Consider the following 26,731-nt stretch of genomic DNA (forward strand, 5'->3'; position numbering starts at 1 on the left):
GGCGTTTTCGGATTGATGCCGGCGCGGAACAGGCTTTCGGACGCGTAGATATTGCCGACCCCGACCACGATATCGCCCGCCAGCAGAACCTGCTTGATCGGCGCGCTGCGCTTGCGCGTCTCTTTATACAGAATCTGCGCCGAGAAAACCTGCTCCAGCGGTTCCAGTCCAAGACCCGCCAGCAGCACATGCTGCTCCAGCGGACCGTCGGCGTCGGCATGCCACAACACGGCGCCGAAGCGGCGCGGATCGGTCAGGCGCAGCAGCTGCGGGCCGACCACCAGGTCGAAATGGTCGTGCTTTTGCGGCGCCGTGCCGCGCTCCAGGATGCGCAAATGGCCGGACATTCCGAGGTGGATCAGCAGCGTGCCGTGATCGAAGCGCAGCAGCAGATACTTGCCGCGGCGCTCGACCCGCAGCACAGGACGGCCGACCAGCAGCGCCGGCAAATCTTGCGGGAACGGCCAGCGCAAACCGCTGTGACGAAAAGTGACAGCAGTGACTACGCGGCCGTCCAGATGCGGCGCAACGCCGCGGCGGGTCACTTCTACTTCAGGTAATTCTGGCATAAGTCTCTATTCCGGCAGACAGGCTTGAGCAGCAACTGACAAATTCTGTCGCGAACTCTCCAGCTTCCGGCTGATCAGATAAACGGTTAAATAAGCGCTCAAGCAAGCACGCTACACAAAGAGCGGCATCCGCATGGAGCCGCTCGATACATTTTTTGAAACAAAACTCCCGCCTACCGCTGCGCATTGCTTCCGGGTTGGGCGTAAAATCAGGGTTACCTCTGAAATTCAGAACTCACTGCTGACAAGCTAGGATATGTCCCTTGAAAAAAGCCCTTGCCATTGTAACGCTCTCTACCTTGCTGTCGGCTTGCGCCGCTGTTTCGCCAAGCAACAACGATGCCACAAGCCCCGCCGCCAATGCTGACACACCTTCCGCTGCAAGCCAGGCGGCAAGCTCGGCGGCCAGTCCGGAGCAACTCAAGGCGCGCAAGCTGGCGACCCGGCCGATGCCGGTCAAGCCGCCTGAAGAGCACTTGCCGGCAGTGCCGCTGACCAAGGAAATCCTGTTCAAGGTGCTCAGTTCGGAAATCGCTTTCCAGCGCGGCAACTGGCAATCCGCCTATGTGACCTTGCTGGGCGCCGCGCAGCAGACGCGCGACCCGCGCCTGGCCCGGCGCGCGGCCGAAATGGCGCTCAGCGCCAAACAGGCCGGCGAAGCGCTGGTGGCGATCCGCCTGTGGCGCGAACTGGCGCCCGATTCGGAAGAAGCGACCCAGTACTATCTCGGCTTCATCATGCTCAGCAATAACCTGGCCGAAGCCAAGCCGATCCTGGAAAAACGCTTGCTGGATGCACCGCCGCAGGCGCGCGGCGTCATGATGCTGCAGATCCAGCGCTTGCTGACGCGGGCGCAGGACAAGGCCGGCGCCTTCACTCTGCTGGAACAACTGGTGACGCCTTACACGGCGATGGCCGAAGCGCATCTGGCGCTGGCGCAGCAAGCCTTCAGCAGCGGCAATACCGCCCGCGCCAAGGAAGAAGCGAGCATCGCCCTGAACCTGAAACCCGATTCGGAGCTGGCGATCCTGACCAGCGCGCAAGTGGCGGATAGCACCGAAGTCGAAAAAATTCTCACCGATTTCCTGAAAAAATATCCCGGCTCGCGTGAAGTGCGGGTGGCTTACGCACGCACCTTGATCGACCAGAAGCAATACGAGAAGGCCCGCAGCCAGTTTGAAATCCTGCTGAAAGGCGACAAGCAGGACCCCACCACCTTGCTGGCATTGGGCTTGCTGAATGCGCAGATCGGCGACACCCTGGCGGCCGAACGCTACCTGAGCACCTACGTCGACCAGCTCAGCAAGCATCCGGATGAAGCGCGCGACAACACCCAGGCCTTGCTGATCCTGGCGCAGATCTCGGCCGACCGCAACGACATCGACGGCGCCCTCAAATGGCTGGCGCAAGTCGAACCGGGCGATGCCTACCTGGATGCGCAGCTGCGCCGGGCCCAGCTGCTGTCGAAGCGCGGCGACCTTGACGGCGCGCGCCGGGTGCTGGCGGAAATCGACACCAACGGCGAGCGTGAAAAGACTCAGGTCACCCAGGTCGAGGCCCAGTTGCTGCGCGAAGCCAACCGTCCGCAGGAAGCATTCAAGGTGCTGGAAACCGCGCTCAAGGCACAGCCGGACAATCCCGACCTGCTGTACGACTATGCGATGGCGGCGGAGAAGCTGGACAACCTGAGCGCCATGGAGACCGCCTTGCGCAAGCTGATCGCCATCGCGCCGGGAAACCAGCAAGCCTACAACGCGCTCGGCTATTCGCTGGCGGAGCGCAATATCCGCCTGCCGGAAGCGCTGACCCTGATTCAGAAAGCGCTGACCCTGGCGCCGCAGGATCCTTTCATCGTCGACAGCATGGGCTGGGTGCAATACCGCCTGGGCAACCTGCAGGAAGCCGAGACGCGGCTGCGCACAGCCTACGGCTTGCTGCCAGATCCTGAAATCGCCGTGCATCTGGGCGAAGTGCTGTGGGTCAAGGGTCAAAAAACCGATGCGCAAAAACTGTGGCGCGAAGTGCGGCAGAAAGATCCGCAGAACGACGCCCTGAAGAGCACTCTGGCAAGACTGCGCGCGACCTTATGATGGGCGCAGGACGCATGAGCAGACTGCTGCCGGCCTTACGCCGCGCCGGCAATGGCGCCTTGATGCTGGGCGCCATTGCACTGGGCGGCTGCAGTACATTGCAATCGTCGCCGGGCAGTTCGGCCGCGGCAGGCGTCGGCAGCGGCGCCGCGCGCGAGTATCGCCAGATTATCGACGTCAGCGGCCGGCTGTCGCTGCGTTATCAGCAGGACGGCAAGGAGCAGGCCGTGTACGGCAGCTTTACCTGGTCGCAAAGCCGCCAGGAAACCGCCATCACCCTGCTCTCGCCGCTGGGCCAGACGCTCGCCACCATCAATATCGGCACCGGCCAGGCCACCCTGCGGCAAGCCGGTCAGCCGCCGCGCATCGCCAGCGATGTCGACGCCCTGACGGTGCAGGCGCTGGGCTGGCCGCTGCCGATCGCCGGCTTGCGCGACTGGCTGCAAGGTTTTGGCGAAGATGCCGGCGGCCGGCGCTTCACCGCGATCCCGAATGCCAGCGACAGCTTTAGCGTCACCACTGCCGACCAATGGCTGATCCAGTACAGCAACTGGCAAGACAGCGGCGCCGAGAGCTATCCGAAGCGGATAGACCTGGCGCGCAATACCGCACAGGCTGGCCAGGTGGCGATCCGCATCGCCATCAGCAGCCGCCAACCGCATTGAACCTCGCCTACCGAACTACGCAATGACCCGTACGCTGAACAACTGCCCGGCGCCAGCCAAGTTGAATTTATTCCTGCACGTCACCGGCCGCCGGCCGGATGGCTATCATTTGCTGCAAACCGTATTCCAACTGGTCGACTTCAATGACCTGCTGCATTTCGAATTGCGCGACGACGACCAGATCCGGCGCAGCACCGAGATTCCGGGCGTGCCGGAAGAAAGCGACCTGATCGTGCGCGCCGCCCGTTTGCTGCAAGGCGCGCTCCGGCAAAAAAACAGCGCACTTGCCGGCACGCCGCTGGGCGCCAATATCGGCATCGAAAAAAACCTGCCCATGGGCGGCGGACTGGGCGGCGGCTCTTCCGATGCCGCCACTACGCTGATGGCGCTCAATCACCTGTGGCAAGGCGGCCTGTCGCGCCAGGAACTAATGGATCTGGGCCTGCAATTGGGCGCCGATGTGCCGTTTTTCCTGTTCGGGCGAAATGCATTTGCAGAAGGCATCGGAGAATCTCTACAAAAGCTTGACACTCCCGGGCTATGGTTCGTTATAATTCAGCCCGGCGTAACAATTCCGACGGAAATAATTTTTTCATCTTCGGAATTGACAAGGAGTACGAAACCCGTCAAAATGACGGACTTTTCGATAGGTACTAAAAAACTTTTCGGAAAAAACGATCTGGAAGCCGTGGCAGTTAGTAAGTTCCCGGAAGTTGCAGAAGCCATCAAGTGGCTGGGCAATTACGGAGAAGCCAGGATGACCGGTTCAGGTGCTTGTGTTTTTTGTGCGTTTACCGAAGAACACGATGCTGACAAGGTGCTGAAATCAGTACCTTCCCAGTGGAAAGCATGGAAAGCCAAGGCGATGCAGGAACATCCTCTCGCCGGGTTGTTGGAAAATTAGTTGTACAGAATTCGGTTTAGCATCAGATTCAAGCGCAGCAGATAATGCTGGCGCGGATTTATGATAGACAACAAGTTGCGTAGGGGAATCGCCAAGCTGGTTAAGGCACTGGATTTTGATTCCAGCATTCGAAGGTTCGAATCCTTCTTCCCCTGCCATTAAATACGGACAATAATGTCCAGCAGGCACTAGTCTTATAGCGGCAGTAAGTTACCCCGCATCAGAAATACAACACTGCACACAGCGAACACATAAGCCGCCAACGCAAGACTGCACCAGTCTGGCATTGTCGGCTTTTCAACTTTTTAACGACAGTATCCAGGGAACTCCATGGCAAACGAAAACCTGATGGTTTTTACCGGCAACGCAAACCCGGAACTAGCTATTGGAGTTGTCAAGCAACTCGGTATTCCGCTAGGCAAAGCCAACGTTACCAAATTCTCCGACGGCGAAGTGATGGTCGAGATCAACGAGAACGTACGTGGCAAGGATGTGTTCGTGCTGCAATCGACTTGTGCACCGACCAACGACAACCTGATGGAAATCATGTTGATGGTCGACGCTCTCAAGCGTGCATCCGCCGGCCGCATCACCGCCGCGATCCCATATTATGGCTATGCACGGCAAGACCGTCGTCCGCGTTCGGCGCGAGTGGCGATTTCCGCCAAGGTGGTTGCCAACATGCTGCAGGAAGCTGGCGTTGAACGGGTCCTGATCATGGACCTGCACGCTGACCAGATTCAAGGTTTCTTCGATATTCCGGTAGATAACATCTACGCCTCGCCGATTCTGCTGGGCGACCTGGTAAGCAAGAACTACGACGACCTGCTGGTCGTATCGCCGGACGTCGGCGGCGTGGTGCGCGCCCGGGCATTGGCAAAGCGCTTGAACTGCGACCTGGCGATCATCGACAAGCGCCGTCCGAAGGCGAATGTGTCGGAAGTCATGAACATCATCGGTGAAGTCGAAGGCCGTAACTGCGTGATCATGGATGACATGGTCGATACCGCCGGCACCCTGACCAAGGCTGCCGAGGTATTGAAAGAGCGCGGCGCCAAGAAAGTGGTTGCTTACTGTACGCACCCGGTCCTGTCCGGCCCGGCCCTCGAGCGCATCGTCAATTCGCCGCTGGATGAGCTGGTGGTGGTCGACACCATTCCGCTGTCGGCAGAAGCCAAGGCCTGCGGCAAGATCCGCCAGTTGACATGCGCCAGCTTGCTGGCCGAGACGTTCAAGCGTATCACCAAGGGCGATTCGGTGATGTCGCTGTTTGCTGAGTAAATATTCAGCATACTGAATTCGTATTCCCTGCTGCGCCAACCGAAAGGCGGACGTAGCAGGTTAACAAAACCCTCTGGTCGCGGAGGGTTTTTACCGCCGGACTTCTATCCGGCACACAATGGAGCTTCAAAATGAAAGTAATCGCATTTGTACGCAAAGAGCAGGGGACCGGAGCGAGCCGCCGCCTGCGCAATGCTGGCCAGACACCAGGTATCGTTTATGGTGGTTCCGACGCGCCGGTCAATATCTCGCTGGACCACAATGCGCTGTACCACGCGCTGAAAAAAGAAACTTTCCACTCCTCGATCCTCGACCTCGAAATCGACGGCAAGGTACAGAAAGTTCTGCTGCGCGACTTCCAAGTCCACGCATACAAGCAACTGGTCCTGCACGCTGACTTCCAGCGCGTCGATGCCAAACAGGCAATCCACGTCAAGGTGCCGCTGCACTTCATCAATGCAGAAGTTGCACCTGCAGTGAAACTGTCCGGCGCCATCATCAGCCACGTTCTGGCTGAACTGGAAATCACTTGCCTGCCAGCTGACCTGCCAGAGTTCGTTGAAGTCGACCTGACCAGCATCGAAGTCGGTCACTCGATCCACTTGGCTGACCTGAAGCTGCCTAAGGGCGTTTCGGCTGTATCGCAAGAAAACCTGACTATCGCTACTGCATCGATCCCTGCAGGCAAGGTCGAAGCTGAAGCCGAAGCTGCTGCTGCACCGGCCGCTCCTGCTGCTGACGCTGCCGACAAGAAGTAATAATCGCTGCATTTGCCAGAAGGCTTTTGTTCTGGTCGAAAAACCCGCCTTCGTGGCGGGTTTTTTATTGTTGGCCTCTGCTTCTTCTATAATCTGCGCTAGTCATCCATACGAAAATCAAGCAAACATGTCCATCCGCCTCATCGTCGGCCTCGGCAATCCCGGTCCGGAATACGAACAAACGCGCCACAACGCCGGTTTCTGGCTGGTCGACAACCTGGCCAACGATCTCGGCTGCCGGCTGGCCCGGGAAGCGCGCTTCAACGCCTTCGTCGCCAAATCCAGCATCGCCGGCCAGGAAGTCTGGCTGCTGGAGCCGCAGACCTTCATGAACCGCTCCGGCCAGTCGGTGGGCGGCATCGCGCGCTTCTACAAGATCGCGCCGGAAGAGATCCTGGTGGTGCATGACGAGCTGGACCTGCCGCCCGGCAGCGCCAAGCTGAAAAAAGGTGGTTCCTCGGGCGGCCACAATGGCTTGAAAGACATCACGGCCGCGCTCGGCACCCAGGACTACTGGCGCCTGCGGCTGGGCATCGGCCATCCACGCACGCTCAACCTGCAACAAGTGGTCGCCGATTTCGTGCTGCACCGGCCGCGCAAGGATGAGCAAGTGCCGATCGAAGAGGCAATTGCCGACAGCCTGCAGATCATTCCCATGCTGTGCGAAGGCAAATTCGAAGCGGCGACCATGCAGTTGCATACCGCCAGATAAAATTGCTGCCTGCCGTCAGGCAATTGCTTGCGGTTTAAGGGCGTTAGCAGCAGCTTCCGGTAAAATAGCGGGTTAATCCAATACCTCACTCTGTAAAGTCCATATCATGAGTCTCAAATGCGGCATCGTCGGCCTACCCAACGTCGGCAAATCCACCCTCTTCAATGCCCTGACCAAAGCGGGCATTCCGGCGGAAAACTATCCTTTCTGCACCATCGAGCCGAACGTCGGCATGGTTGAGGTGCCGGATCCGCGCCTGAAAGCGCTGGCCGAGATCGTCAAGCCGGAACGCATCCTGCCGGCGACCGTGGAATTCGTCGACATCGCCGGCCTGGTGGCAGGCGCCTCCAAGGGCGAAGGCCTGGGCAACCAGTTCCTGGCCCACATCCGCGAAACCGACGCCATCGTCAACGTGGTGCGCTGCTTTGAAGACGACAACGTGATCCACGTGGCCGGCAAGATCAATCCGCTGGACGATATCGATGTGATCCAGACCGAGCTGGCGCTGGCCGACATGGGCACGGTGGAAAAAGCCATCCACCGCGAAAACAAGAAAGCCCGCTCCGGCGACAAGGATGCCGCCAAGCTGGTGGCCCTGCTGGAACGCCTGATGCCGGAACTGGACCAGGCCAAGCCGGTGCGCGCCTGCGGCCTCGACGCCGAAGAAATGGCCCTGATCAAGCCGCTCTGCCTGATCACCGCCAAGCCGGCCATGTATGTCGCCAACGTCTCCGACCACGGCTTCACCAACAACCCGCTGCTGGACCAGCTGACCGCTTACGCCGCTTCGCAAAACGCCCCTATCGTGGCCATCTGCGCCGCCATCGAATCGGAAATCGCCGACCTCGACGAAGCCGACAAGCACGAATTCCTGACCGACATGGGCATGGAAGAGCCTGGCCTGGACCGCCTGATCCGCGCCGCCTTCAAGCTGCTCGGCCTGCAGACCTACTTCACCGCCGGCGTCAAGGAAGTACGCGCCTGGACCATCCACGTCGGCGACACCGGCCCGCAGGCAGCCGGCGTGATCCACACCGACTTCGAACGCGGCTTCATCCGCGCCCAGACCATCGCCTATGACGATTTCATCAGCCACAAGGGCGAGCAAGGTGCAAAGGAAGCCGGCAAGATGCGCGCAGAAGGCAAGGAATACGTGGTCAAGGATGGCGACGTCTTGAACTTCCTGTTTAACGTCTAAGCAAAACGCTGCTGTTTCGTTCGCGTTTCGCCATTGGCACAAAAACCGCAGCACTCTCGGAGTGCTGCGGTTTTTTTTAGGCCGCACCGCAGCGGCTGATGCCTATCCGCCGTAAAACACGATAAGCGGTCCCTCTTCACATCGCGGCTGCCTTTCTGCCCTTCTTCCTTTCGTAAGCCTTGACTTAATTGCACAGTATTTGTTGCTATAAAAGCACCGAATTGCAATACTTCTCGCCACTCCCTGGCTATCCGGTCCTGTACCGATTCTGGCGCATCCGCCATGGCCCGCGTGCCAAGGACCAACGATAAGAATCGCTTTCAGCTACCCATAGGAGGAGTTTGATCATGATCAAGGAACGGAGGCTACCGCAGGCGCTGCGCGTGATGTTTTCAGGAAGTGTGGCTATCGGCCTGGGCCTGCTGGCCCAGCCGCTGCAAGCGCAGGAGGACGACAAGGAGGAGGAAGCGCCGCAGCAGATGCAGCGGGTCGAGATTACCGGCTCGTCGATCAAGCGCCTGGTCGCGGAAGGCGCATTGCCGGTGACGATCATCAAGGCCGATGACTTCGCCAAGCTGGGATCGACCACCGCCGGCGAAGTGCTGTCCAACGTGTCGGGCAACCAGACCAACTACACCACCACCGCCAACGTCGGCGCTGGCCGGACTGTCGGCGCCGCGGCTGACCTGCGTGGCCTGGGGCCCAGCAAGACACTGGTGCTGCTGAACGGCCGCCGTCTCGCCAACGCCGCATTCGACGGCTCGGCAGTCGACCTGAACGTGATCCCTGTGGCGGCGCTGGACCGTGTTGAAATCCTGCGCGACGGCGCTTCCGCCATCTACGGCACCGACGCCATCGGCGGCGTCATCAATTTCATCACCAAGCGCTCCTACACCGGCCTCAACCTGAGCGCCGAAGGCATCGCTCCAGAACAGAGTGGCGGCGCGGAAAAGCGCTTCAACCTGTCGGGCGGCTTCGGCGACCTCGACAAGGACGGCTATAACATCTTCGGCGTGATCGATTACCACAGCCAGAACGCCGTGAAAGCCAGCGACCGCAGCTTCGCCGCGCCGGGCGGGCAAAATCCCGGCCTGGGACTGAATGCCGGCAGCGGTAATACCTATCCCGCCAACTACTACGACATCAACGCCGGGCAGTCCGGCAATCCCTACTACGCTTCAGGCTGCCGGCCGCCCTACGCCTTTGCCCAGGATGGGGTCTGCCGCTACAACAGCCAGGCGGTGATCGGCATCGTGCCGAAGACGGAGGAAATCGCAGTGATCGGCAAGGGCACGTTCAAACTGGATGCCGACAATACGGCATCGGTCGAATACCTGCATGCGCAAAGCAAGGTCAAAACCTATGTCGCCGGCGACGTCTTTGGCGGCGACGGCAGCGGCGGCAGCAACGACTATGTCATCAATCCGGACAGCCCTTACTACCCCGGCAACGGCATTACGCCGGGCAGCGCCAGCGGCGGCCCGCTATCGCTGAACTGGCGTTCGGTCGACGCCGGCCAGCGTGTCAGCGAATCCAGGAACAGCACCGACCGCCTGCTGTTCAGCCTGGATGGCACGCTGGCCGGCTGGGATTACAAGACCGGCCTGGCTTACGCCATGAGCAAGGCCAGCGACGCCTTGGTCAGCGGTTATCTGGACAGCAACAAAGTGAGACAGGGATTCCTGAGCGGCATCCTCAATCCCTTCGGTCCGCAAAGTCAGGCCGGTCTCGATTTCCTGAAGGATGCGCAGGTAAGCGGTGTCACCCTCGACGCCAAGACACAGGTGACCTCGCTCGACTTCACCGCCAGCCGCGAACTGCTCCAGCTGCCGGCCGGGCCCCTGGGCTTTGCGCTGGGCGGCGAATTCCGCAAGGAACAGGCCAACTTCAACGTCAACCACGCGCTGTCCGACCTGGTGGAGAGCACCGGCTCGCAGGATGCCAAGTCGGCCTCCGGCAGCCGCAGCGTCAAAGCCCTATTCAGTGAACTCAACGTCCCCATCTTCAAATCGCTGGAGGCGCAACTTGCCTTGCGCTACGACGGCTACAGCGATGTCGGCAGCACCGTCAATCCCAAGGTCGCGCTGCGCTTCCAGCCGGCCAAGGAAATCATGTTCCGCAGCTCGTACAGCACCGGTTTCCGTGCGCCCAGCTTGTACGAATTGAATGATCCGAACGCAAATACCTATACGGCGGCCCCATACAACGATCCATTGCTGTGCCCGGGCGGCAACGTTGCACCGGGCGGGATTCCTGCGCGCGATTGCAAGCAGCAGTTTTTTAAAATGCAAGGCGGCAATAAAGACCTGCAGCCGGAAAAATCCAATTCCTTCACGCTAGGCATGGTGATCGAACCGCATCCGAACATTACGGCTTCCGTCGATTACTGGAATATCAGGATCAAGGACCAGATTTCGGTGCTTCCCGAAAGCGACATTTTTGCCGATCCGGTGAAGTACGCCGACAAGTTCGTGCGCAATCCCGACGGCTCGCTCAGCCACATCATCGATACCAATGTCAATCTCGGCAACGTGCATACTTCCGGTTTCGACCTTGGCTTTGCCTGGCGCCTGCCCAAGACCGCCTGGGGCAATTTCGGCCTGTCCCTGGACGGAACTTACGTCAGCCAGTACGATTACCAGACCGAGGCCGGCGGCGAGTACCTCAACAATCTGGCGGTCTATTCAGGCGGCGGCGTGATTTTCCGCTGGCGCCATGCCGCCACCTTCAACTGGAGCCGCGGCCCATGGAGCGCGGCCTTGCAGCAAGTCCACACCACCGGCTATCGCGACCAGAACGGCTCGCAGGTGGCTGAGGGCTACAACAATCACCAGGTCGGTTCCTATACCCGCTACAACGTATCGGGCAGCTACACCGGCTTCAAGAACCTGACCCTGACGGCGGGCATCAAGAATCTGCTCAATACCGATCCGCCGGCTTCCAACGTCACCGATAACTTCCAGTATGGCTACGATGCCCGCTATGGAGACGCAATAGGTCGCGCGTTCTTCGTGCGTGCCAACTATCAATTCTTTTAATCACCCGGCCATCGCAGGTATTTCCGTCATGATCGCTGCGCAGTAAAAAAACCGGCATGCCAGACAGAATGCCTGGCATGCCGGTTTATGGGCATCCGCTACCGTCACCGCAGCTGATAAGCGTTCAACGCGTGGTATAGCCGCCATTGGCGAATATCGTCTGCCCGGTAATCCACCAGCCATCCGTCACCAGGAATTTGATCAGTGGCGAGATGTCTTCGATATCCGTCAATCCGGTCTTGGAATATTTTCCCAATGCCGCAGCGGCCTTGTTGTAGGCAGCCGAATCCGCGGTTTCCTGGCCATAGAAAAACGGCGTCTCCATCGGGCCCGGACCTACCGCCGTCACGGAAATGCCGCGACTGCCGAACTCTTTCGAAGCCGCTCGCGTGTAATGCTCCACCGGTGCTTTCGAGCCAGGATAGATGGCGTATGAATCGGTATAGGCCGCCAGCAGGGAACTGACGATGGTGCAGATCTTGCCGCCATCGCGCAGTTTTTTGCCCGCTTCCTGCATGAAGAAGAAGGCGGCTTTTGAGTTGACGTCAAAAATCCTGTCGTAATCTTCCTCGGTCACATCGACGATCCGCTTTTTGATCACCATGCCGGTGGTGTTGATCGCGATGTCGATACCGCCGAACGCGGCGATGCCGGCATCGAACAGTTTGGCGATATTGGCCGGAAGGGTCAGGTCGCCCTGTACCGAAATCGCCTGGGCGCCGGCAGCCTTGACCGCGGCCACCGTATCATCTGCGGCGGCCTTGGTGGCATCGCTGTTGTAATGGACGACGATGGCCGCGGCGCCAGCCTTGGCCAGGTCGCGGGAAATCAGGCCACCGAGATTTTTGGCGCCGCCGCCTATGAGTACGACTTTATCTTTCAAGCTGTGATCCATTTTCTATCCTTTAGATTGCGTGACGAACCATCAATGACGATGAAAAAAGGCACTATCCAGCCGCTGCCAGTCGCGGCGTAATAATTGAATAGTTGCAAAGAGTTTATCGTCAGCATGCCTGCGGATAAAGACGAACTATCCACATAGACTATCCACGAATCAAGAACAATTCCCATCTGCAACTCATTGTGAACAAATGTCAGAACAGCAGCCATTGTTCGCTGAATGCGATACAAAATCACCCAAACTCACTAAACTATCCAGCGTTTCCCTACTAAAGAGCGATCATGGATAGAGTCGAAACCATGCAGGTATTCGTGCGCGTGGCCGAGACCGGCAGTTTTACCAAAGCTGCGGACAGCCTCGGCCTGCCGCGCGCCACCGTATCCTCTGCGGTGCAGCAGCTGGAGGCCAGCCTGGGTGCGCGGCTACTCCAGCGCACCACGCGCCGGGTGCACCTGACGCAGGATGGCAGCGCCTTGCTTGAACGTTGTTATCAATTGTTGTCCGACTTTGAAGAAATCTCGGGGCTATTCAAGCAAGCGCCGGCGCAAGCCAGCGGCAAGCTCAAGGTCGACGTCCCCAGCCGCCTGGCCCGGCGCATGATCGCCCCGGCCTTGCCCGCTTTCTTCAAGCTGTATCCCGAGATCGAACTGGAACTGCGCTGCACCGACCGCGCCATCAACCTGATACAGGAAGGCGTCGATTGCGTATTGCGCGTCGGCCAGCCGGAAAACAGCAGCATGGTGGCGCGCCCGCTGGGCCAGTTCGAACTGATGAATTGCGCCAGCCCTGCATACCTGGCAAAACACGGCGTGCCGGACAACCCTGCCGACCTTGCCCGGCATTGGGCCATCAACTACATTTCCCCCACCACTGGCCGCAGCACGCTCTGGGAGTACAGCGAGGACGGCGTCATCGTCAATCTGGAAATGCCTAGCCGGGTGGCCGTCAACAATGCCGAGACCTATATCGCCTGCTGCCTGGCCGGCATGGGCCTGATCCAGGTGCCGGCATACGACGTGCGCGACCACATCGCCAGCGGCGAACTGCTGGAAGTCATGCCGCAGGCGCGCGCCGGCGCCATGCCGATCTATGCGCTGTACCCGCACCGCCGCCACCTGTCGGGCCGGGTGCAGGTGTTCATCGACTGGATCGCCACCTTGCTGCCGCCGGATCTGCAGGCCCGTCCCTTGCTCCTGGCGCTGCCGCTGGCAGACTAGGCAGCCCTTCCTGACGCCTCAGGAAAAAGCAGAAAAGTACAGCATCATCAATATTTGTAACTGTACTTTAAATCTACTGCGCTGACTGTACATGCCGGGGTAGAAAGCTGCCAATTACACTCCACCCTATCCTGCGCATTTTGCGCAATCCGCACTACGTGGCTTCGGCAGCGTCACAAGGAATCATTTTGAGCAACGAGAAGATCGAGCAGTACAACCATCCCGCCGGCGGCTGGGGCGCCCTGAAGTATGTCGCGCTGCACCTGCTCAAGGAAAAAGTGCCGGGCGGCGGCATCCGTACCCTGCTCAAGCAAAACCAGCCGGACGGCTTCGACTGCCCCGGCTGCGCCTGGCCCGACCGCGACCATGCCTCGACCTTTGAATTCTGCGAAAACGGCGTCAAGGCGGTGGCAGCGGAAGCCACTTCCAAGCGCGTCACGGCCACCTTCTTCGCCCAGCATAGCGTCGCTGAACTGCTGCAGCAATCGGATTACGAACTGGAAGAACACGGCCGCCTGACCGAGCCGATGGCGTACCATGCCGCCAGCGACAAATACCAGCCGATCTCATGGGCTGACGCCTTCGCGCTGATGGCGGATCACCTCAATGTGTTGCCGGATCCGAACCAGGCTTCGTTCTACACCTCCGGCCGCACCAGCAACGAAGCGGCTTTCCTGTACCAGCTGTTCGTGCGCGAGTACGGCACCAACAATTTTCCCGACTGCTCCAACATGTGTCACGAGCCGACCAGCGTCGGCTTGCCGGAGACCGTGGGCGTCGGCAAAGGCACGGTAACGCTGGACGACTTCGACCTGGCCGACACCTTCCTGATCTTTGGCCAGAATCCCGCCACCAACCACCCGCGCATGATGGGCGAGCTGCGCGAATGCGCCAAGCGCGGCGCCACCATCGTGTCCATCAATCCCTTGCGCGAGCGCGGCCTGGAACGCTTCTCCAGCCCGCAGCACCCGTCCGACATGCTGTCGCGCGCGGGCACCACGATCAGCAACATGTTCATCCGCCCGACCCTGTGCGGCGACCTGGCGCTGGTCAAGGGCGTCATCAAGCGCGTGCTGGAACTGGACGACCTGGCGCTGCAAAACCGTGACGAGCGCATTATCGATGTGCAGTTCATCGCAGAACACACTGCTTACTTCGACGAGTTCGCCGCCGACATCCGCGCCGAAAGCTGGGACGACATCGTCACCGAATCCGGCGTCGGCCGCGACGATATCGAAAAGCTGACGCAAGTCTACGTGCGCGGCAAGAACGTGATCGCCACCTGGGGCATGGGCCTGACCCAGCACAAGCATGGCGTCGACACCATCCAGATGGTGTCCAACCTGATGCTCTTGCGCGGCAATATCGGTCGCCCGGGCGCCGGCTTGTGCCCAGTGCGCGGACATTCCAACGTGCAGGGCGACCGCACCGTCGGCATCGATGAAAAGCCGACCGCGGCTTTCCTCGACCGCATTGAAAAAGTCTACGGCTTCAAGCCGCCGCGCGAACATGGACTGGACGTGGTCGGCACCATCGAAGCGATGCTGCAAGGCCAGGTCAAGGTGTTCATCGGCCTCGGCGGCAACTTCGCCATGGCGACGCCGGATACGCTACGCACCTGGCAGGCATTGCAATCCTGCGCGCTGACCGTGCACATCACCACCAAGCTCAACCGCAGCCACCTGATCCACGGCAAGGATGCGCTGATCCTGCCGACCATGGGCCGCACCGAGATCGACATGCAGGAAAGCGGCGCGCAGGGCGTGACGGTGGAAGACTCGATGAGCATGGTGCACGTTTCGTACGGCATCAACAAGCCGGTCGCCAAGACCTGTTTGTCGGAAGTCGACATCGTCGCGCGCCTGGCCCACGCCACGCTCAAGGACAGCAGCATCCCATGGCTGGAGTACGTCAAGAACTACGCCCTGATCCGCGACGAAATTGAAAAAGTGTACGACGCCTTCAAGGACTTCAATGCGCGCATCGCCCATCCGGGCGGCTTCCATCTCGGCGTCGCTTCGCGCGAACGGGTCTGGAAAACCGCCAGCGGCCGCGCCCAGTTCAAGACCCTGGCGATTCCGAAAGACACGCCGGTGCACCGCGCGCGGCGCCAGCACGGCCCCGAGCTGATGGTCCTGATGACCACCCGTTCGCACGACCAGTACAACACCACCATCTACGGCATGGATGACCGTTACCGCGGCGTGTTCGGCCAGCGCCGCGTGGTGTTTGCCAACCCGCTGGATATCGCCATGCTGGGTTTCCAGGCCGGCGACTGGGTCGACCTGGTCGGTGTCTGGGAAGACGGCATCGAGCGCCGCGCCGATCGTTTCCTGCTGGTGGAATACGACATCCCGCGCGGCTGCATCAGCAGCTACTATCCGGAAACCAATCCGCTGGTGCCGCTCAACAGCTTTGCCGACAAGGCGCGCACGCCGACCTCCAAATCGATCCCGGTGCTGCTGCGCCGCTCCCTCCAACTGGCGGCGTGATCCGATGCTGATACTGGAAAATGACATCGACGAGGCCGTGCTGCTGATCCTGTCGGCGCTGCACGCCGACGCCAGCGATCAGGACAGCCATCGCGGCGATCCCGGCCTGTCGCTGGCCAGGCTCAGCAAGCGCACCGAACTGCGCATGAGTACGCTGCGGCGGCATCTGACGGCGCTGGAGGATGCGGAAATTGTCAGCGTCGTCGTCAATGAGGACGGTACCGGACGCACCGCCCTGACGCCTTACGGCATGGCGATTTTCGATGCATTGGATGAGAGTCAGAGCGCCGACATGGCGTGACGCCGAAGTAGATTTTTGAGAATTTCATAAAACACGACCAATCCGTCACCCGGTTTTCGTCGCACATGACTCACGCAGCTAACTGGGGTCAGAGTGAATTTTCTGCACGCTTTTTGCAGAAAATTCACTCTGACCCCACTTAGCGGGCCACGGAGCGCATGCCGTGTTGCGTTAACACATCCGTGCAGCGCATGCTATTTTTCACCGAATCCGTCATCTAGGGTCAGACGGTGTAGCGCCACAAAACGCCGGCATGGCGAGATGCCAGGGTAGATCAATCCAGCATATCCGCCGCCAGCTCGCTCAGCCGGCGCAAAGCCAGCTCGATCTGCGGCGTCCAGCTGTAGCTATAGTTCAGGCGAATGAAACTGCGGTAGGCGTCCGAGGTGGAAAACAACCGCCCCGGCGCAATCGTGATCCCCTCTGCCAGCGCTTGCCGGTAGAGTGCCATGGAATCGATGGCCGCCGGCAGCTCTATCCACAGCACATAACCGCCGCTGGGCCGCGTGATGCGGGTGCCGGCCGGGAAGAAACGGCCGACGAAAGCGCTCATGATGTCGCAGCGCTGCTGCAAGGTGCGGCGCACCCGGCGCAGGTGGCGGTCGTAACCGCCCGCGGTCAGATAGGCGGCGATCGCCCGCTGCGGCAGGCTTGAAGTGCTCAGCGTATTGAGGAACTTCAGTTTCTCCACCTGCGCCCGGTAACGCCCCGGCAAGGTCCAGCCGATGCGGTAAGCCGAGGTCAGGCTCTTCGAAAACGACGAACAGTAGAGCACCATGCCGCGCTTGTCGTAGGCCTTCAGCACGCTCGGATGCGCATTGCCGAAATACAGTTCGTTGTAGACGCCGTTCTCGATGATCGGCATGTTGTAGCGTGCTCCCAGTTCGACCAGCTGGCGCTTGTTTTCCTCCGGCATTTCAAAGCCCAGCGGATTCTGGAAATTCGGCATCACCATGCAGGCCGCCACCGGCTGCGACTGCATGATCTTGCTCAGCGCCGCGATATCCATGCCCAGCCGCGGATCGGTCGGCACTTCGATGGCCCGCATGCCGAGCCGCTCGATGGCGTGCAGCATGGCATAGAACGTCGGCGACTCGACAGCGATGGTGTCGCCCGCCTTGGCCACCGCCTGCAGGCACAGGTTGATCGCCTCGGTAGCGCCGACCGTCACCACCACATCGTCCGGGCTGATGCTAAGCCCGGTTTCCAGATGGCGCCTGACGATCTGCCGTATCAGCTCCGGATGCCCCGGCGGCAAATCGTCGAGCACGCCCAAGGGGCCGCCGCTGCGCAAGACAGAACCATGGTACTGGCTGATGCGGTGGGCAGGAAACAGCAAGGGATCGGGATAGGGCGAACCGAGCGGAACAGCGTCATGCTGATGTATCGATTTCAGCGTCGCCAGCACATGGCGGCTGACATCGACTTCCGCTGACACCGGCAGCGGCATCGAGCGGCCCGGCTCGTCCGGCGATGCCGGCAAGGCCGCAGCGGTAAAACGGGCGCGCACAAAATAGCCGGATTGCGGATGGCTTTCGATCAGGCCGCTGCTTTCCAGCAGCTCGTAAGCCCGCACCACGGTCGTGATGCTCAAGCCATGCTGCGTGGCTGCCTGCCGTACCGAGCTGAGGCGATCGCCGGGCCGCAGCACGCCATTTTCCAGCGAAGCCCTGAGCTGTTCGGCAAAACGTTGGTACAGCGGTTGGCGCGTGGTTTTCAATGCGGACGGAGACAGGAATCGGGGATAGTCGCATTATAGTGAGAATCAGACAATTCCCTGATGTATATCCATGATGGCAACGACAGTTGTCACACAGGCATGGCAAAAATGCAGTATCGCTCTACTATAGTGGTTAACGGCAGCACGGCTTGGGCCTCGGCGCATACCTTACCGGTGATTTCATGGCGACCCTGATTTTTACTCCGCAACTTGCCCGCTTTACCGCCGCGCCGCTAGTCCATACCGACGCTCTCACCTTGCGCGCCGGGCTGGAGGCCGCGTTCTTGGGCAATCCGCGCCTGCGCGCCTACCTGCTCGACGAACAAGGCTGCCTGCGGCCGAATGTCGCCATTTTCATCGACGGCCATGCCGTACGTGACCATGTGCGCCTGGACACGCCGCTGACGGCGCACAGCAAGGTGCATATCCTGCAAGCGCTCTCTGGAGGTTGACCATGACTGAACGGGCCTGGATCGCCAGCCGCAAAGGACTGTTTGAACTGCTGCAGCAAAACGGCCGCTGGACGCTGGGGCCGATCGCCTTTCTCGGCGAACCGGTATCCATGGTGCTGGCCGACCCGCGCGACGGCGCGGTGTACGCCGCGCTGAATCTTGGCCATTTCGGCGTCAAGCTGCATCGCAAGGATGCCGGTGCCGCGCAATGGACTGAAATCGCCGCACCGGCCTATCCGCGCAAGCCGGAAGACTGCGCCGATCCGGTCGACTGGACAGTCAGGTTCATCTGGTCGCTGGCCTGCGGCGGCGCCGATGAACCGGGCGTGATCTGGGCCGGCACCTTGCCGGGCGGCTTGTTCCGTTCGACCGACCGCGGCGCTTCCTGGACCCTGATGCACTCCTTGTGGGATGCGCCCGAGCGCAGCGAATGGTTCGGCGGCGGCTACGACGTCCCCGGCATCCACAGCATCTGCGTCGATCCGCGCGACAGCCGCCACGTGCTGGTCGGCATCTCCTGCGGCGGCGCCTGGGTCACGCATGACGGCGGCGCCAGCTGGACCTTGAGCGCGCGCGGCATGCGCGCCAACTACCTGCCGCCGGAACGCGGCGACGACCAGAACGTGCAAGACCCGCACCGCATCGTCGGCGCCAGAGATACCCCCGATCAGCTGTGGTGCCAGCATCACAACGGCATCTGGCGCTCCGCCAACTTCGGCGCCGACTGGCAGGAAGTCAGCGCCGCGCCCTTGTCGAATTTCGGCTTTGCGGTGGCGGTCCATCCGGCCGACGGCAATACCGCCTGGTTTGCGCCGGCGCTGGCGGACCAGACGCGCATTCCGACCGATGCCGCGCTGACCGTCACCCGCACCACCGACGGCGGCCGCAGCTTCACCGCCCTGCGCGCAGGCCTGCCGCAGCAGCACTGCTACGACCTGGTCTACCGGCACGGCCTGGCAGTGGCCGACGATGGCCGCACCCTGCTGATGGCCTCCACTACCGGCGGCGTCTGGCTGTCGGAAAACGGCGGCGACAGCTGGCGCACTATTTCCAGCAGCATGCCGCCGGTGTACGCCGTGTGCTTCCAGTGAAAAATTATCTATAATGCAATTCAGATATCAATAGAACAATCCGGCATATAGATAATGCAAAAAAATATTGGACGCGATCCTTACCAACACCGATACTCTCGGGTCATCCGGTTCATGCCGCCTTTTAAGGCATGTCACCTCACTGTTTACCCTACGCGCTGCAGCAAGACCCGCAACGCCGATATTCCCGTGATTACTCTATGAACATTTTTTCTCTCTGGTTCCGCATTCCCTTTTGGCAGCGCGTGCTGGGCGGCTTCGTGCTTGGCGCACTGGCCGGCTGGCTGGTCGGCGCACCGGCCGAAACCTGGTTCGGCCCGCTCGGCAAGCTGTATGTCACGCTGATCAAGATGATTGCCGTGCCGCTGGTGTTCTTTGCCGTCACCAACAGCATCTCCAGCCTGCATGGCATGAAGAGCGTGGCGGCGCTGGGCGGCAAGACCTTCCTCTGGTTTGCCATCACCGCCGTGCTGGCGGTCGGCGTCGGCCTGGCCGTCGCCAGCTTCACCAATCCCGGCCAGAATCTCGGCCAGCTGGCCATCGCTGCCGATTACACCGTGCGCGAAGTACCGACGCCGATCCAGGTGCTGCTGGACGTGGTGCCGTCGAATCCGTTCAAGGCGCTGTCCGAAGGCAAGATCCTGCAGGTGATCTTCTTCGCCGCCCTGCTCGGCATGGCGCTGGTCAAGCTGGGCGACAAGGTCAAGCAGGTGCGTGAACTGATGGGCGAAGCCAGCAGCGCCATGATCCAGATCACCCGCTTCGTGCTGGAAATGACGCCGCTCGGCACCTTCGGCCTGATCGCCGCGCTGGTCGGCTCCTACGGCTTCGAGCGCCTGCTGCCGCTGGGGAATTTCGTCTTCACACTGTACCTGGCTTGCGCGCTGCACATCGTGGTGGTGTACGGCGGCCTGCTGCTGACACACCGCTTGAATCCGATCCGCTTTTTCCGCGGCGCCTTTCCGGCCATGCAAGTGGCCTTCACCAGTTCGTCCAGCTTTGCCTCCATGCCTATCGCCTTGCGCAGCGTGGTGCATAACCTCGGCGTCAAGCAGGAATATGCCGCATTCGCGGTGCCGCTCGGCGCCAGCATCAAGATGGACGGCTGCGGCGCCATCTACCCGGCGATCGCTTCGATTTTCGTGGCGCAGTACTTCGGCCTGCATCTGGACATGTCGCAGTATTTCATCATCATGCTGGCCTCCGTACTGGGTTCCTTCGGCACCGCCGGCGTACCCGGCACGGCGATCGTGATGGTGACGCTGGTGCTGAGCTCGGCCGGCCTGCCGCTGGAAGGCATCGGCTACCTGGTGGCGATCGACCGCATCCTCGACATGATGCGCACCATGACCAACGTCACCGGCCAGATGCTGGTGCCGGTGCTGGTGGCCAAGGAAGAAGGCTTGCTCGATCTGGAAATCTACAATGCGGCCAACAGCGATGTCGGCCTGGACCAGAACAGCAACGCGGCTGCCTGAGCCCCTGCCAATGACGTAGCGTGGGCACAGCGTGCCCACGCTACTTTTTTTAAGGCTCGCCATCCCAATAGTCCAGATCGTTTTCAGCGCGCTGGATCACATCGAATACCCGTTCGCCGCCGGCGGACGCGGTCGCCAGGAACTTGCCGGAATCGGGGTATTCGCATACCTCGGGCTGCTCCCTGGTGCTGACTGATAAATATTTCAAAGGCTGGTCCGAGGTATTCACGATCTGGTGCGGATACTCCGGGCCAGGCGGAATGAAGATGATATCGCCGCTGACCAGCGGCAGCATTTCTCCCGCCACCCTGAGCGAACCGCTGCCCTCCAGGATGATGAACATTTCTTCCTGTGCGTAGTGGAAGTGATACGGGCAGGATATTTTTCCAGGGGCGACAGTATCTATGCTAGCGCCGAGTTTCTGTGCCGCCGTACCTGTCGCCAGGCGCGCACAAACCGAATCGTACAAGGGTGCGCGCAGGTCGTGCGTGGTGGGAACTGCATTGAAATTGCGGATCAGGCGCTGACGCAAACTCTCTACTTTTTCACTCATTCGTTTCTCCGGGTGATGTGCGCTCCGAAGCGCGTGCCAAGAAGAATACACGCAAGCAACTGTCTCTGCCTTGCCCTCGCCATCGCCCCCTGCCGCCGGCAAAATTTCCTCTTTTCCTCAGCCAAAACAAGGCGCACCATTGCGGACAAACGCGTTGCAAAAATGGTGCAAAGCCGCATTCCAGCAACACCTGCGGGCTTTGCCTGCACCACATGGGCACAGTTTCGATGCCACAAAATACACATCTCGAAAAAGAAAATAAATTTCCTTTACTTGAAATGAAAATGAAAATATATTTACACAAATTATAAAAAACAATCACCGGGGATAGCCAGTGCAACACGCCGCAGTCACAGCATGGCAACGCGAAAGCGCGGTTGCCGCACGTATAGGCAAAGCCTATCCGGAGCTCTCGAAAGCGCATCGCAAGGCCGCCGATTACGTCCTTGCGAACGTGTTTCGCGCCGCCACCATGACCATCGACGAGCTGGCCGACGTGGTCGGCATTTCGCTGGCGACCGCCAACCGCTTCGCCCACGCGCTCTCGTTCGACGGCTACCCAGCATTCCGCGCCGCACTGGTACTGGACTTTGCTTCTTCCCTGGCGCCGGTGGAAAAACTGCGCGACCAGGTGCAGCGTGCCGCCAGCAGCGCCGAAATCATCGCCGCGGCCCTCAGCGCCGACATGCAAAACCTGGAAGCCACCCGGCGCGCCCTCTCGCCCCAGCAATGCGACCAGGCGGTCAGCATGATCCTGAATGCGGAACGTATCTTTATCCTCGGCTTCGGCGCCAGCGCTTTTTTAGCCGGCATCATGGCCCATGCATTGGAGCCGTATTGCCGCACGGTGCAGTCGGTGGCGGGCCCCGGCGGCCCTTCCCAAGCCAGCCGCCAGTTCTTCAAGCTGGACCAGCGCGACCTGGTGATCGCCCTGGCTTTCCCGCGCTATGTTACCGATACCGTCACGCTGGCGACACGCGCCAAGGAGCGCGCCGCGCAAGTGCTGGCGTTTACCGACAGCCCGACCTCGCCGCTGGTGCCGCTGGCGGATGTCACCCTGTATGCGCAAACCGAAAGGCAGTTGTCGCCGACCTCGGACGCCGCCGCGCTGTCCCTGATCCAGGCAGTGTGCGACGCCGTCGCGCATCGCGCCAACCGCTCGGTGCATGCGGCCTCGAAAATGACCGAGGCCGTGCTGCCCTGGCTCTACCACGCCGACGGCATCAGTGCGCCGAAGAGCAAAAATAGCAAAAGCGGCAAAACCGCCATCATAAAATCAGCAGCGAAAGCGAAATAACGTGTCTACTTCTACCAGCAGCAAAGCCGTCATCGCCATCCACGGCGGCGCCGGCACCATCTTGCGCAGCGCCATGAACAGCGACCAGGAAAAAGCCTACCACGACGCCCTGAGCGAGATCCTCAGCGCCGGCCAGGCCATCCTGGCCGCCGGCGGCAGTGCGCTGGACGCCGTCGCCAAGGCTGTCAGCATGCTGGAAGACTGCCCGCTGTTCAACGCCGGCAAGGGTGCGGTCTACACGCACGCCGGCACGCATGAGCTGGACGCTGCGATCATGGACGGCGCCACGCTTGGCGCAGGCGCGGTAGCCAACGTCGCCCACGTGCGCAACCCGATACTGGCGGCGCGCGCCGTGATGGAACATAGCGAACACATCTTGCTGGTAGGCGCCGGGGCGGAGGAATTCGTCGCCCAGCATGGCGCCGAGCTGGTGCAGCCCGAATACTTTCATACCGAAGCACGCCACGCGCAATGGCTGCGCGCGCGCAAGCAGGAAGGCATGCTGCTGCTGGATCACGACGCCGCCAGCCAGGCCGCGGCTGCCGAAATCGCCCCCATCGATCCGGACAACAAATTCGGCACGGTCGGCGCCGTCGCCCTCGACCTGCACGGCAACCTGGCTGCCGCCACTTCCACCGGCGGCATCACCAACAAGCGCGTCGGCCGCGTCGGCGACTCGCCGCTGATCGGCGCCGGCTGTTATGCCAATAACCGCAGCGCCGCGATTTCCGCGACCGGCACCGGCGAAGCGTTCATGCGTACGGTAGCGGCCTACGATATTTCTGCGCGCATGGAATATGCCGGACAGTCGCTGCAGGATGCTGCCCAGCACGTAGTGATGGACCTGCTGCCGCGCTACCAGGGCCGCGGCGGCCTGATCGCCATCGATGGCGAGGGCAACGTGGCGCTGCCGTTCAATACCGAAGGCATGTACCGCGGCTACGCCAGGGTCGGCGCGCCTGTGGTCACCGCCATTTACAAATAACGTCAGCCACGGAAAGCGATCATATGAACATGCAAACAGGCCGCCGGGTGCTGACGGTAGAGCAGATGAGCGTCGGCTTTACCACCTCCGAACGCAAGGTGGAAGCGGTGCGCAACCTGTCCTTCCATATCGACGCTGGCGAGACGCTGGCCATCGTCGGCGAATCCGGTTCCGGCAAATCGGTCTCATCGCAAGCCATCATGCGCCTGATCGACTACGGCGGCGGCCGCATCACTGGCGCGCGCATGGATTTCCAGCGGCGCGACGGCAGCATCATCGATCTGGCCAGCGCCAGCCAGAACACCATGCGGCATATCCGCGGCTCGGAAATCGCCATGATTTTCCAGGAGCCGATGACCTCGCTCAACCCGGTCTTCACGGTAGGCGAACAGATCGCCGAATCGATCCGCCTGCACCAGGGCAAGAGCATGGCCGAAGCCCGCGCCGAAGCCTTGCGCATGCTGGAAATCGTCCGTATTCCGGAAGCACGCCGCCTGCTGGACCGCCATCCGCACCAGCTGTCCGGCGGCATGCGGCAGCGCGTGATGATCGCCATGGCGCTGTCCTGCAAACCGTCGCTGCTGATCGCCGACGAACCGACCACTGCCCTCGACGTGACGATACAGGCGCAGATCCTGCAACTGATCCGCACGCTGCAGGATGAAATGCAGATGGCGGTAATTTTCATCACCCACGACATGGGCGTGGTGGCGGAAATCGCCGACCGCGTGGTGGTCATGTGCCGCGGCGAGAAGGTCGAAGAAAACAATGTGCACGCAATCTTTGCAGCGCCACAGCATCCCTACACCCAGGCATTGCTGGCAGCGGTGCCTCGGCTGGGCGCCATGCACGGCACCGACCAGCCGCAACGGATTGCCATCGCCGGCGCCGTCATCACACCGGAAATGGCTGCGGAAGCAAAAATCATCCGCAGCATTCCGGGCGCCGATCCACAGCAGCAGCCCTTGCTGAAAGTGCGCAAGCTGACCACCCGCTTCGATGTCAAGAGCGGCGTCTTCAGCCGCGTCAAGCAGCGCGTGCATGCGGTCGAGCAAATCAGTTTCGATCTGTATCCTGGCGAGACACTGGCGCTGGTGGGCGAATCAGGCTGCGGCAAATCGACCACCGGCCGCTCGCTGCTGCGGCTGGTCGACATCACCAGCGGCAGCGTCGAATTCGGCGGCCGCGACCTGGCCAAGCTGCCGCGTTCCGAGCTGCGCTCGCTGCGGCGCGAAATCCAGTTCATCTTCCAGGACCCGTTCGCCTCGCTCGATCCGCGCCTGACGGTCGGCTACTCCATCATGGAACCGCTGCTGGTGCACGGCATGGCCGAAGGCGCGCAGGAAAAAGTCGCTGCCTTGCTGGAAAAAGTCGGTTTGCTGCCGGAACATGCGCAGCGCTATCCGCATGAATTCTCGGGCGGCCAGCGCCAACGCATCTGCATCGCGCGCGCGCTGGCGCTGAATCCGAAGATCGTGATCGCCGATGAATCGGTCTCGGCGCTGGATGTCTCGATCCAGGCACAGATCGTCAACCTGATGCTGGACCTGCAGCGCGAGCTGGGGATTTCCTTCATCTTCATCTCGCACGACATGGCGGTGGTGGAACGCATCAGCCATAGGGTGGCAGTGATGTACCTTGGACAGATCGTCGAAATCGGCCCCCGCCGCGCCATCTTTGAAAACCCGCAGCATCCATATACCAAGAAGCTGATGGCGGCGGTGCCGGTGGCCGATCCGAATCAGCGCCATCGCCAGCGCGAGGTGCTGGCGGGCGAAATTCCAAGCCCGATCCGCAATGTCGGCGATCTGCCGGTGGTGGAGCCGCTGAAACAGGTCGGACCGGGACACTTCGTAGCGATGCACCGAATTTCCAGCGCCTACTGAACGGCTTTGTTGTTTTTCGCTTTATCTGTCTGTTTGTCTTCAATGACTTTTTGAACCAGGGGAGTAACACATGCGCACTACTCGATACTTCGGCAATCATTTCGGCAAGATCGTTGCCAGCACCGCGGTTGCACTGACGGCCCAATTCACCGCCGGCCACGCTTTCGCCGCCAAGGACGTCACGCTGGCGGTCGCTTCGACCTTCACCACGCTCGATCCTTACGACAGCAACGACACCCTGTCGCAAGCTGCGATCAAATCGTTCTACCAAGGCTTGTTCGGCTTCGACAAAGACTTGAAACTGGTCAATGTGCTGGCGGACGGCTATGAAGTCAGCAAGGATGGCCTGGTGTACACCATCCGCCTGCGCAAGGGTGTCAAGTTCCAGGACGGCACCGACTTCAAGGCAGATGCAGTCAAGGTCAACCTGGAACGCGTCATCAATCCGGACAACAAGCTCAAGCGCTTCAACCTGTTCAACCGCATTGCCAAGATCGACGTCGTCAACGACTACGAAGTCAAGATCACCCTGAAAGAGCCGTTCTCGCCATTCATCAACACCCTGGCGCACTCTTCCGCCGCGATGATTTCACCGGCCGCGCTGAAACAGTACGGCAACAAGGACATCGGCTTTCACCCGGTCGGCACCGGCCCGTTCAAGTTTGTCGAATGGAAGCAGACCGACTACATGAAGGTCGTCAAGTTCGACGGCTACTGGAAAAAGGGCTATCCGAAGGTCGACAGCATCACCTGGAAGCCGGTAGTCGACAACAATACCCGCAGCGCCGTGATGCAAACCGGAGAAGCGCAGTTCGCCTTCCCGCTGCCTTACGAACAAGCTGAACTGCTGAAGAGCAAGCCGAACCTGGACCTGATCTCATCGCCATCCATCATCCAGCGCTACCTTTCGATGAACATGTTGCAGAAGCCTTTCGATAATCCGAAGGTGCGGCAAGCGATCAACTATGCGATCAACAAGGACGCGCTGGTCAAGGTCGCCTTCAGCGGCTACGCCATGCCGCAGGATGGCGTGCTGCCGCAGGGCGTCGACTATGCCCTGAAGACCGGACCATGGCCTTACGATCCGAAGAAGGCCAAGCAGTTGCTGACGGAGGCCGGCTATCCGAACGGCTTTGAAACCGA

At 60.7% G+C, this 26,731-nt stretch carries 22 protein-coding genes and 1 tRNA gene; 19 read left to right on the forward strand and 4 right to left on the reverse strand.

Features of this window, described 5'->3' with window-relative positions:
- Positions 1-569 (reverse strand): bifunctional DNA-formamidopyrimidine glycosylase/DNA-(apurinic or apyrimidinic site) lyase (mutM, locus tag VNZ65_RS19535; protein ID WP_325671977.1); only part of this gene is annotated, 569 nt, incomplete at its 3' end.
- Positions 570-832: 263 nt separating this feature from the next.
- Between mutM and VNZ65_RS19540 the strand changes: the two genes are divergently transcribed.
- The 9 genes from VNZ65_RS19540 (at position 833) to VNZ65_RS19580 (ending at position 11,215) form a co-directional block, all read left to right on the forward strand.
- A complete protein-coding gene (locus VNZ65_RS19540; protein WP_325671979.1) occupies positions 833-2,659 on the forward strand; it encodes a tetratricopeptide repeat protein in 1,827 nt (608 codons plus the stop codon).
- Positions 2,660-2,673: 14 nt separating this feature from the next.
- Positions 2,674-3,324 (forward strand): outer membrane lipoprotein LolB, encoded by a 651-nt coding sequence (locus VNZ65_RS19545; protein WP_325671981.1) that lies wholly within the window; start codon positions 2,674-2,676, stop codon positions 3,322-3,324.
- 22 nt (positions 3,325-3,346) lie between these two features.
- The gene (gene ispE / locus VNZ65_RS19550; protein WP_325671983.1) at positions 3,347-4,228 is read left to right on the forward strand and encodes a 4-(cytidine 5'-diphospho)-2-C-methyl-D-erythritol kinase; all 882 of its coding nucleotides are present in this window, start codon (positions 3,347-3,349) and stop codon (positions 4,226-4,228) included.
- 81 nt (positions 4,229-4,309) lie between these two features.
- Positions 4,310-4,386 (forward strand) — tRNA-Gln (locus tag VNZ65_RS19555).
- 172 nt (positions 4,387-4,558) lie between these two features.
- Positions 4,559-5,509 carry a ribose-phosphate pyrophosphokinase gene (locus tag VNZ65_RS19560; protein WP_061936920.1) on the forward strand — a complete coding sequence of 317 codons (951 nt, stop codon included), beginning with the start codon at positions 4,559-4,561 and terminating at the stop codon, positions 5,507-5,509.
- A 131-nt stretch (positions 5,510-5,640) separates the two neighbouring features.
- Positions 5,641-6,267 (forward strand): 50S ribosomal protein L25/general stress protein Ctc, encoded by a 627-nt coding sequence (locus VNZ65_RS19565; protein ID WP_325671986.1) that lies wholly within the window; start codon positions 5,641-5,643, stop codon positions 6,265-6,267.
- 127 nt (positions 6,268-6,394) lie between these two features.
- Complete coding sequence (gene pth, locus VNZ65_RS19570) at positions 6,395-6,979, forward strand: aminoacyl-tRNA hydrolase (protein WP_325671988.1); 585 nt, start codon at positions 6,395-6,397, stop codon at positions 6,977-6,979.
- 106 nt (positions 6,980-7,085) lie between these two features.
- Entirely contained in the window at positions 7,086-8,177 is a 1,092-nt protein-coding gene (gene ychF / locus VNZ65_RS19575; RefSeq protein ID WP_325671990.1) for a redox-regulated ATPase YchF, read from the forward strand.
- 347 nt (positions 8,178-8,524) lie between these two features.
- A complete protein-coding gene (locus VNZ65_RS19580; protein WP_325671992.1) occupies positions 8,525-11,215 on the forward strand; it encodes a TonB-dependent receptor in 2,691 nt (896 codons plus the stop codon).
- Positions 11,216-11,339: 124 nt separating this feature from the next.
- Here the strand turns inward: VNZ65_RS19580 and VNZ65_RS19585 are convergent, their stop codons facing one another.
- On the reverse strand, positions 11,340-12,110 hold the full coding sequence (locus VNZ65_RS19585) for an SDR family oxidoreductase (RefSeq protein WP_325671994.1): 771 nt from the start codon (positions 12,108-12,110) through the stop codon (positions 11,340-11,342).
- Between the two features lie 287 nt (positions 12,111-12,397).
- Between VNZ65_RS19585 and VNZ65_RS19590 the strand changes: the two genes are divergently transcribed.
- From VNZ65_RS19590 to VNZ65_RS19600, 3 genes are all read left to right on the forward strand, one after another.
- A complete protein-coding gene (locus VNZ65_RS19590) occupies positions 12,398-13,333 on the forward strand; it encodes a LysR family transcriptional regulator (RefSeq protein ID WP_325671996.1) in 936 nt (311 codons plus the stop codon).
- Between the two features lie 188 nt (positions 13,334-13,521).
- The gene (locus VNZ65_RS19595; RefSeq protein WP_414649183.1) at positions 13,522-15,825 is read left to right on the forward strand and encodes an FdhF/YdeP family oxidoreductase; all 2,304 of its coding nucleotides are present in this window, start codon (positions 13,522-13,524) and stop codon (positions 15,823-15,825) included.
- Positions 15,826-15,829: 4 nt separating this feature from the next.
- Positions 15,830-16,126, forward strand: coding sequence for a helix-turn-helix domain-containing protein (locus VNZ65_RS19600; protein ID WP_325671998.1), 297 nt, complete (start codon positions 15,830-15,832; stop codon positions 16,124-16,126).
- A 274-nt stretch (positions 16,127-16,400) separates the two neighbouring features.
- On the opposite strand, the gene VNZ65_RS19605 is transcribed toward VNZ65_RS19600, so the two are convergent.
- Complete coding sequence (locus VNZ65_RS19605; protein WP_325672000.1) at positions 16,401-17,846, reverse strand: PLP-dependent aminotransferase family protein; 1,446 nt, start codon at positions 17,844-17,846, stop codon at positions 16,401-16,403.
- 182 nt (positions 17,847-18,028) lie between these two features.
- On the opposite strand from VNZ65_RS19605, the gene VNZ65_RS19610 reads away from it, so the two are divergent.
- The 3 genes from VNZ65_RS19610 (at position 18,029) to VNZ65_RS19620 (ending at position 20,867) form a co-directional block, all read left to right on the forward strand.
- A complete protein-coding gene (locus VNZ65_RS19610; RefSeq protein WP_325672002.1) occupies positions 18,029-18,298 on the forward strand; it encodes a MoaD/ThiS family protein in 270 nt (89 codons plus the stop codon).
- A gap of 2 nt (positions 18,299-18,300) precedes the next feature.
- Positions 18,301-19,389, forward strand: coding sequence for an exo-alpha-sialidase (locus VNZ65_RS19615; protein WP_325672004.1), 1,089 nt, complete (start codon positions 18,301-18,303; stop codon positions 19,387-19,389).
- 200 nt (positions 19,390-19,589) lie between these two features.
- Positions 19,590-20,867: a dicarboxylate/amino acid:cation symporter gene (locus VNZ65_RS19620; protein WP_325672005.1), complete on the forward strand. Its 1,278-nt coding sequence runs from the start codon at positions 19,590-19,592 to the stop codon at positions 20,865-20,867.
- A 49-nt stretch (positions 20,868-20,916) separates the two neighbouring features.
- On the opposite strand, the gene VNZ65_RS19625 is transcribed toward VNZ65_RS19620, so the two are convergent.
- Positions 20,917-21,420 carry a cupin domain-containing protein gene (locus VNZ65_RS19625; RefSeq protein WP_325672007.1) on the reverse strand — a complete coding sequence of 168 codons (504 nt, stop codon included), beginning with the start codon at positions 21,418-21,420 and terminating at the stop codon, positions 20,917-20,919.
- Between the two features lie 334 nt (positions 21,421-21,754).
- On the opposite strand from VNZ65_RS19625, the gene VNZ65_RS19630 reads away from it, so the two are divergent.
- From VNZ65_RS19630 to VNZ65_RS19645, 4 genes are all read left to right on the forward strand, one after another.
- Positions 21,755-22,717 carry a MurR/RpiR family transcriptional regulator gene (locus VNZ65_RS19630; RefSeq protein ID WP_325672009.1) on the forward strand — a complete coding sequence of 321 codons (963 nt, stop codon included), beginning with the start codon at positions 21,755-21,757 and terminating at the stop codon, positions 22,715-22,717.
- Between the two features lies 1 nt (position 22,718).
- Positions 22,719-23,702 (forward strand): isoaspartyl peptidase/L-asparaginase, encoded by a 984-nt coding sequence (locus tag VNZ65_RS19635; protein WP_325672011.1) that lies wholly within the window; start codon positions 22,719-22,721, stop codon positions 23,700-23,702.
- 29 nt (positions 23,703-23,731) lie between these two features.
- Positions 23,732-25,588 carry a dipeptide ABC transporter ATP-binding protein gene (locus VNZ65_RS19640; RefSeq protein ID WP_325672017.1) on the forward strand — a complete coding sequence of 619 codons (1,857 nt, stop codon included), beginning with the start codon at positions 23,732-23,734 and terminating at the stop codon, positions 25,586-25,588.
- Between the two features lie 70 nt (positions 25,589-25,658).
- On the forward strand, positions 25,659-26,731 hold a 1,073-nt coding region (locus VNZ65_RS19645), incomplete at its 3' end, for an ABC transporter substrate-binding protein (RefSeq protein ID WP_325672013.1).

The organism is Collimonas sp., assembly GCF_035566555.1.
GTDB lineage: Bacteria > Pseudomonadota > Gammaproteobacteria > Burkholderiales > Burkholderiaceae_D > Collimonas.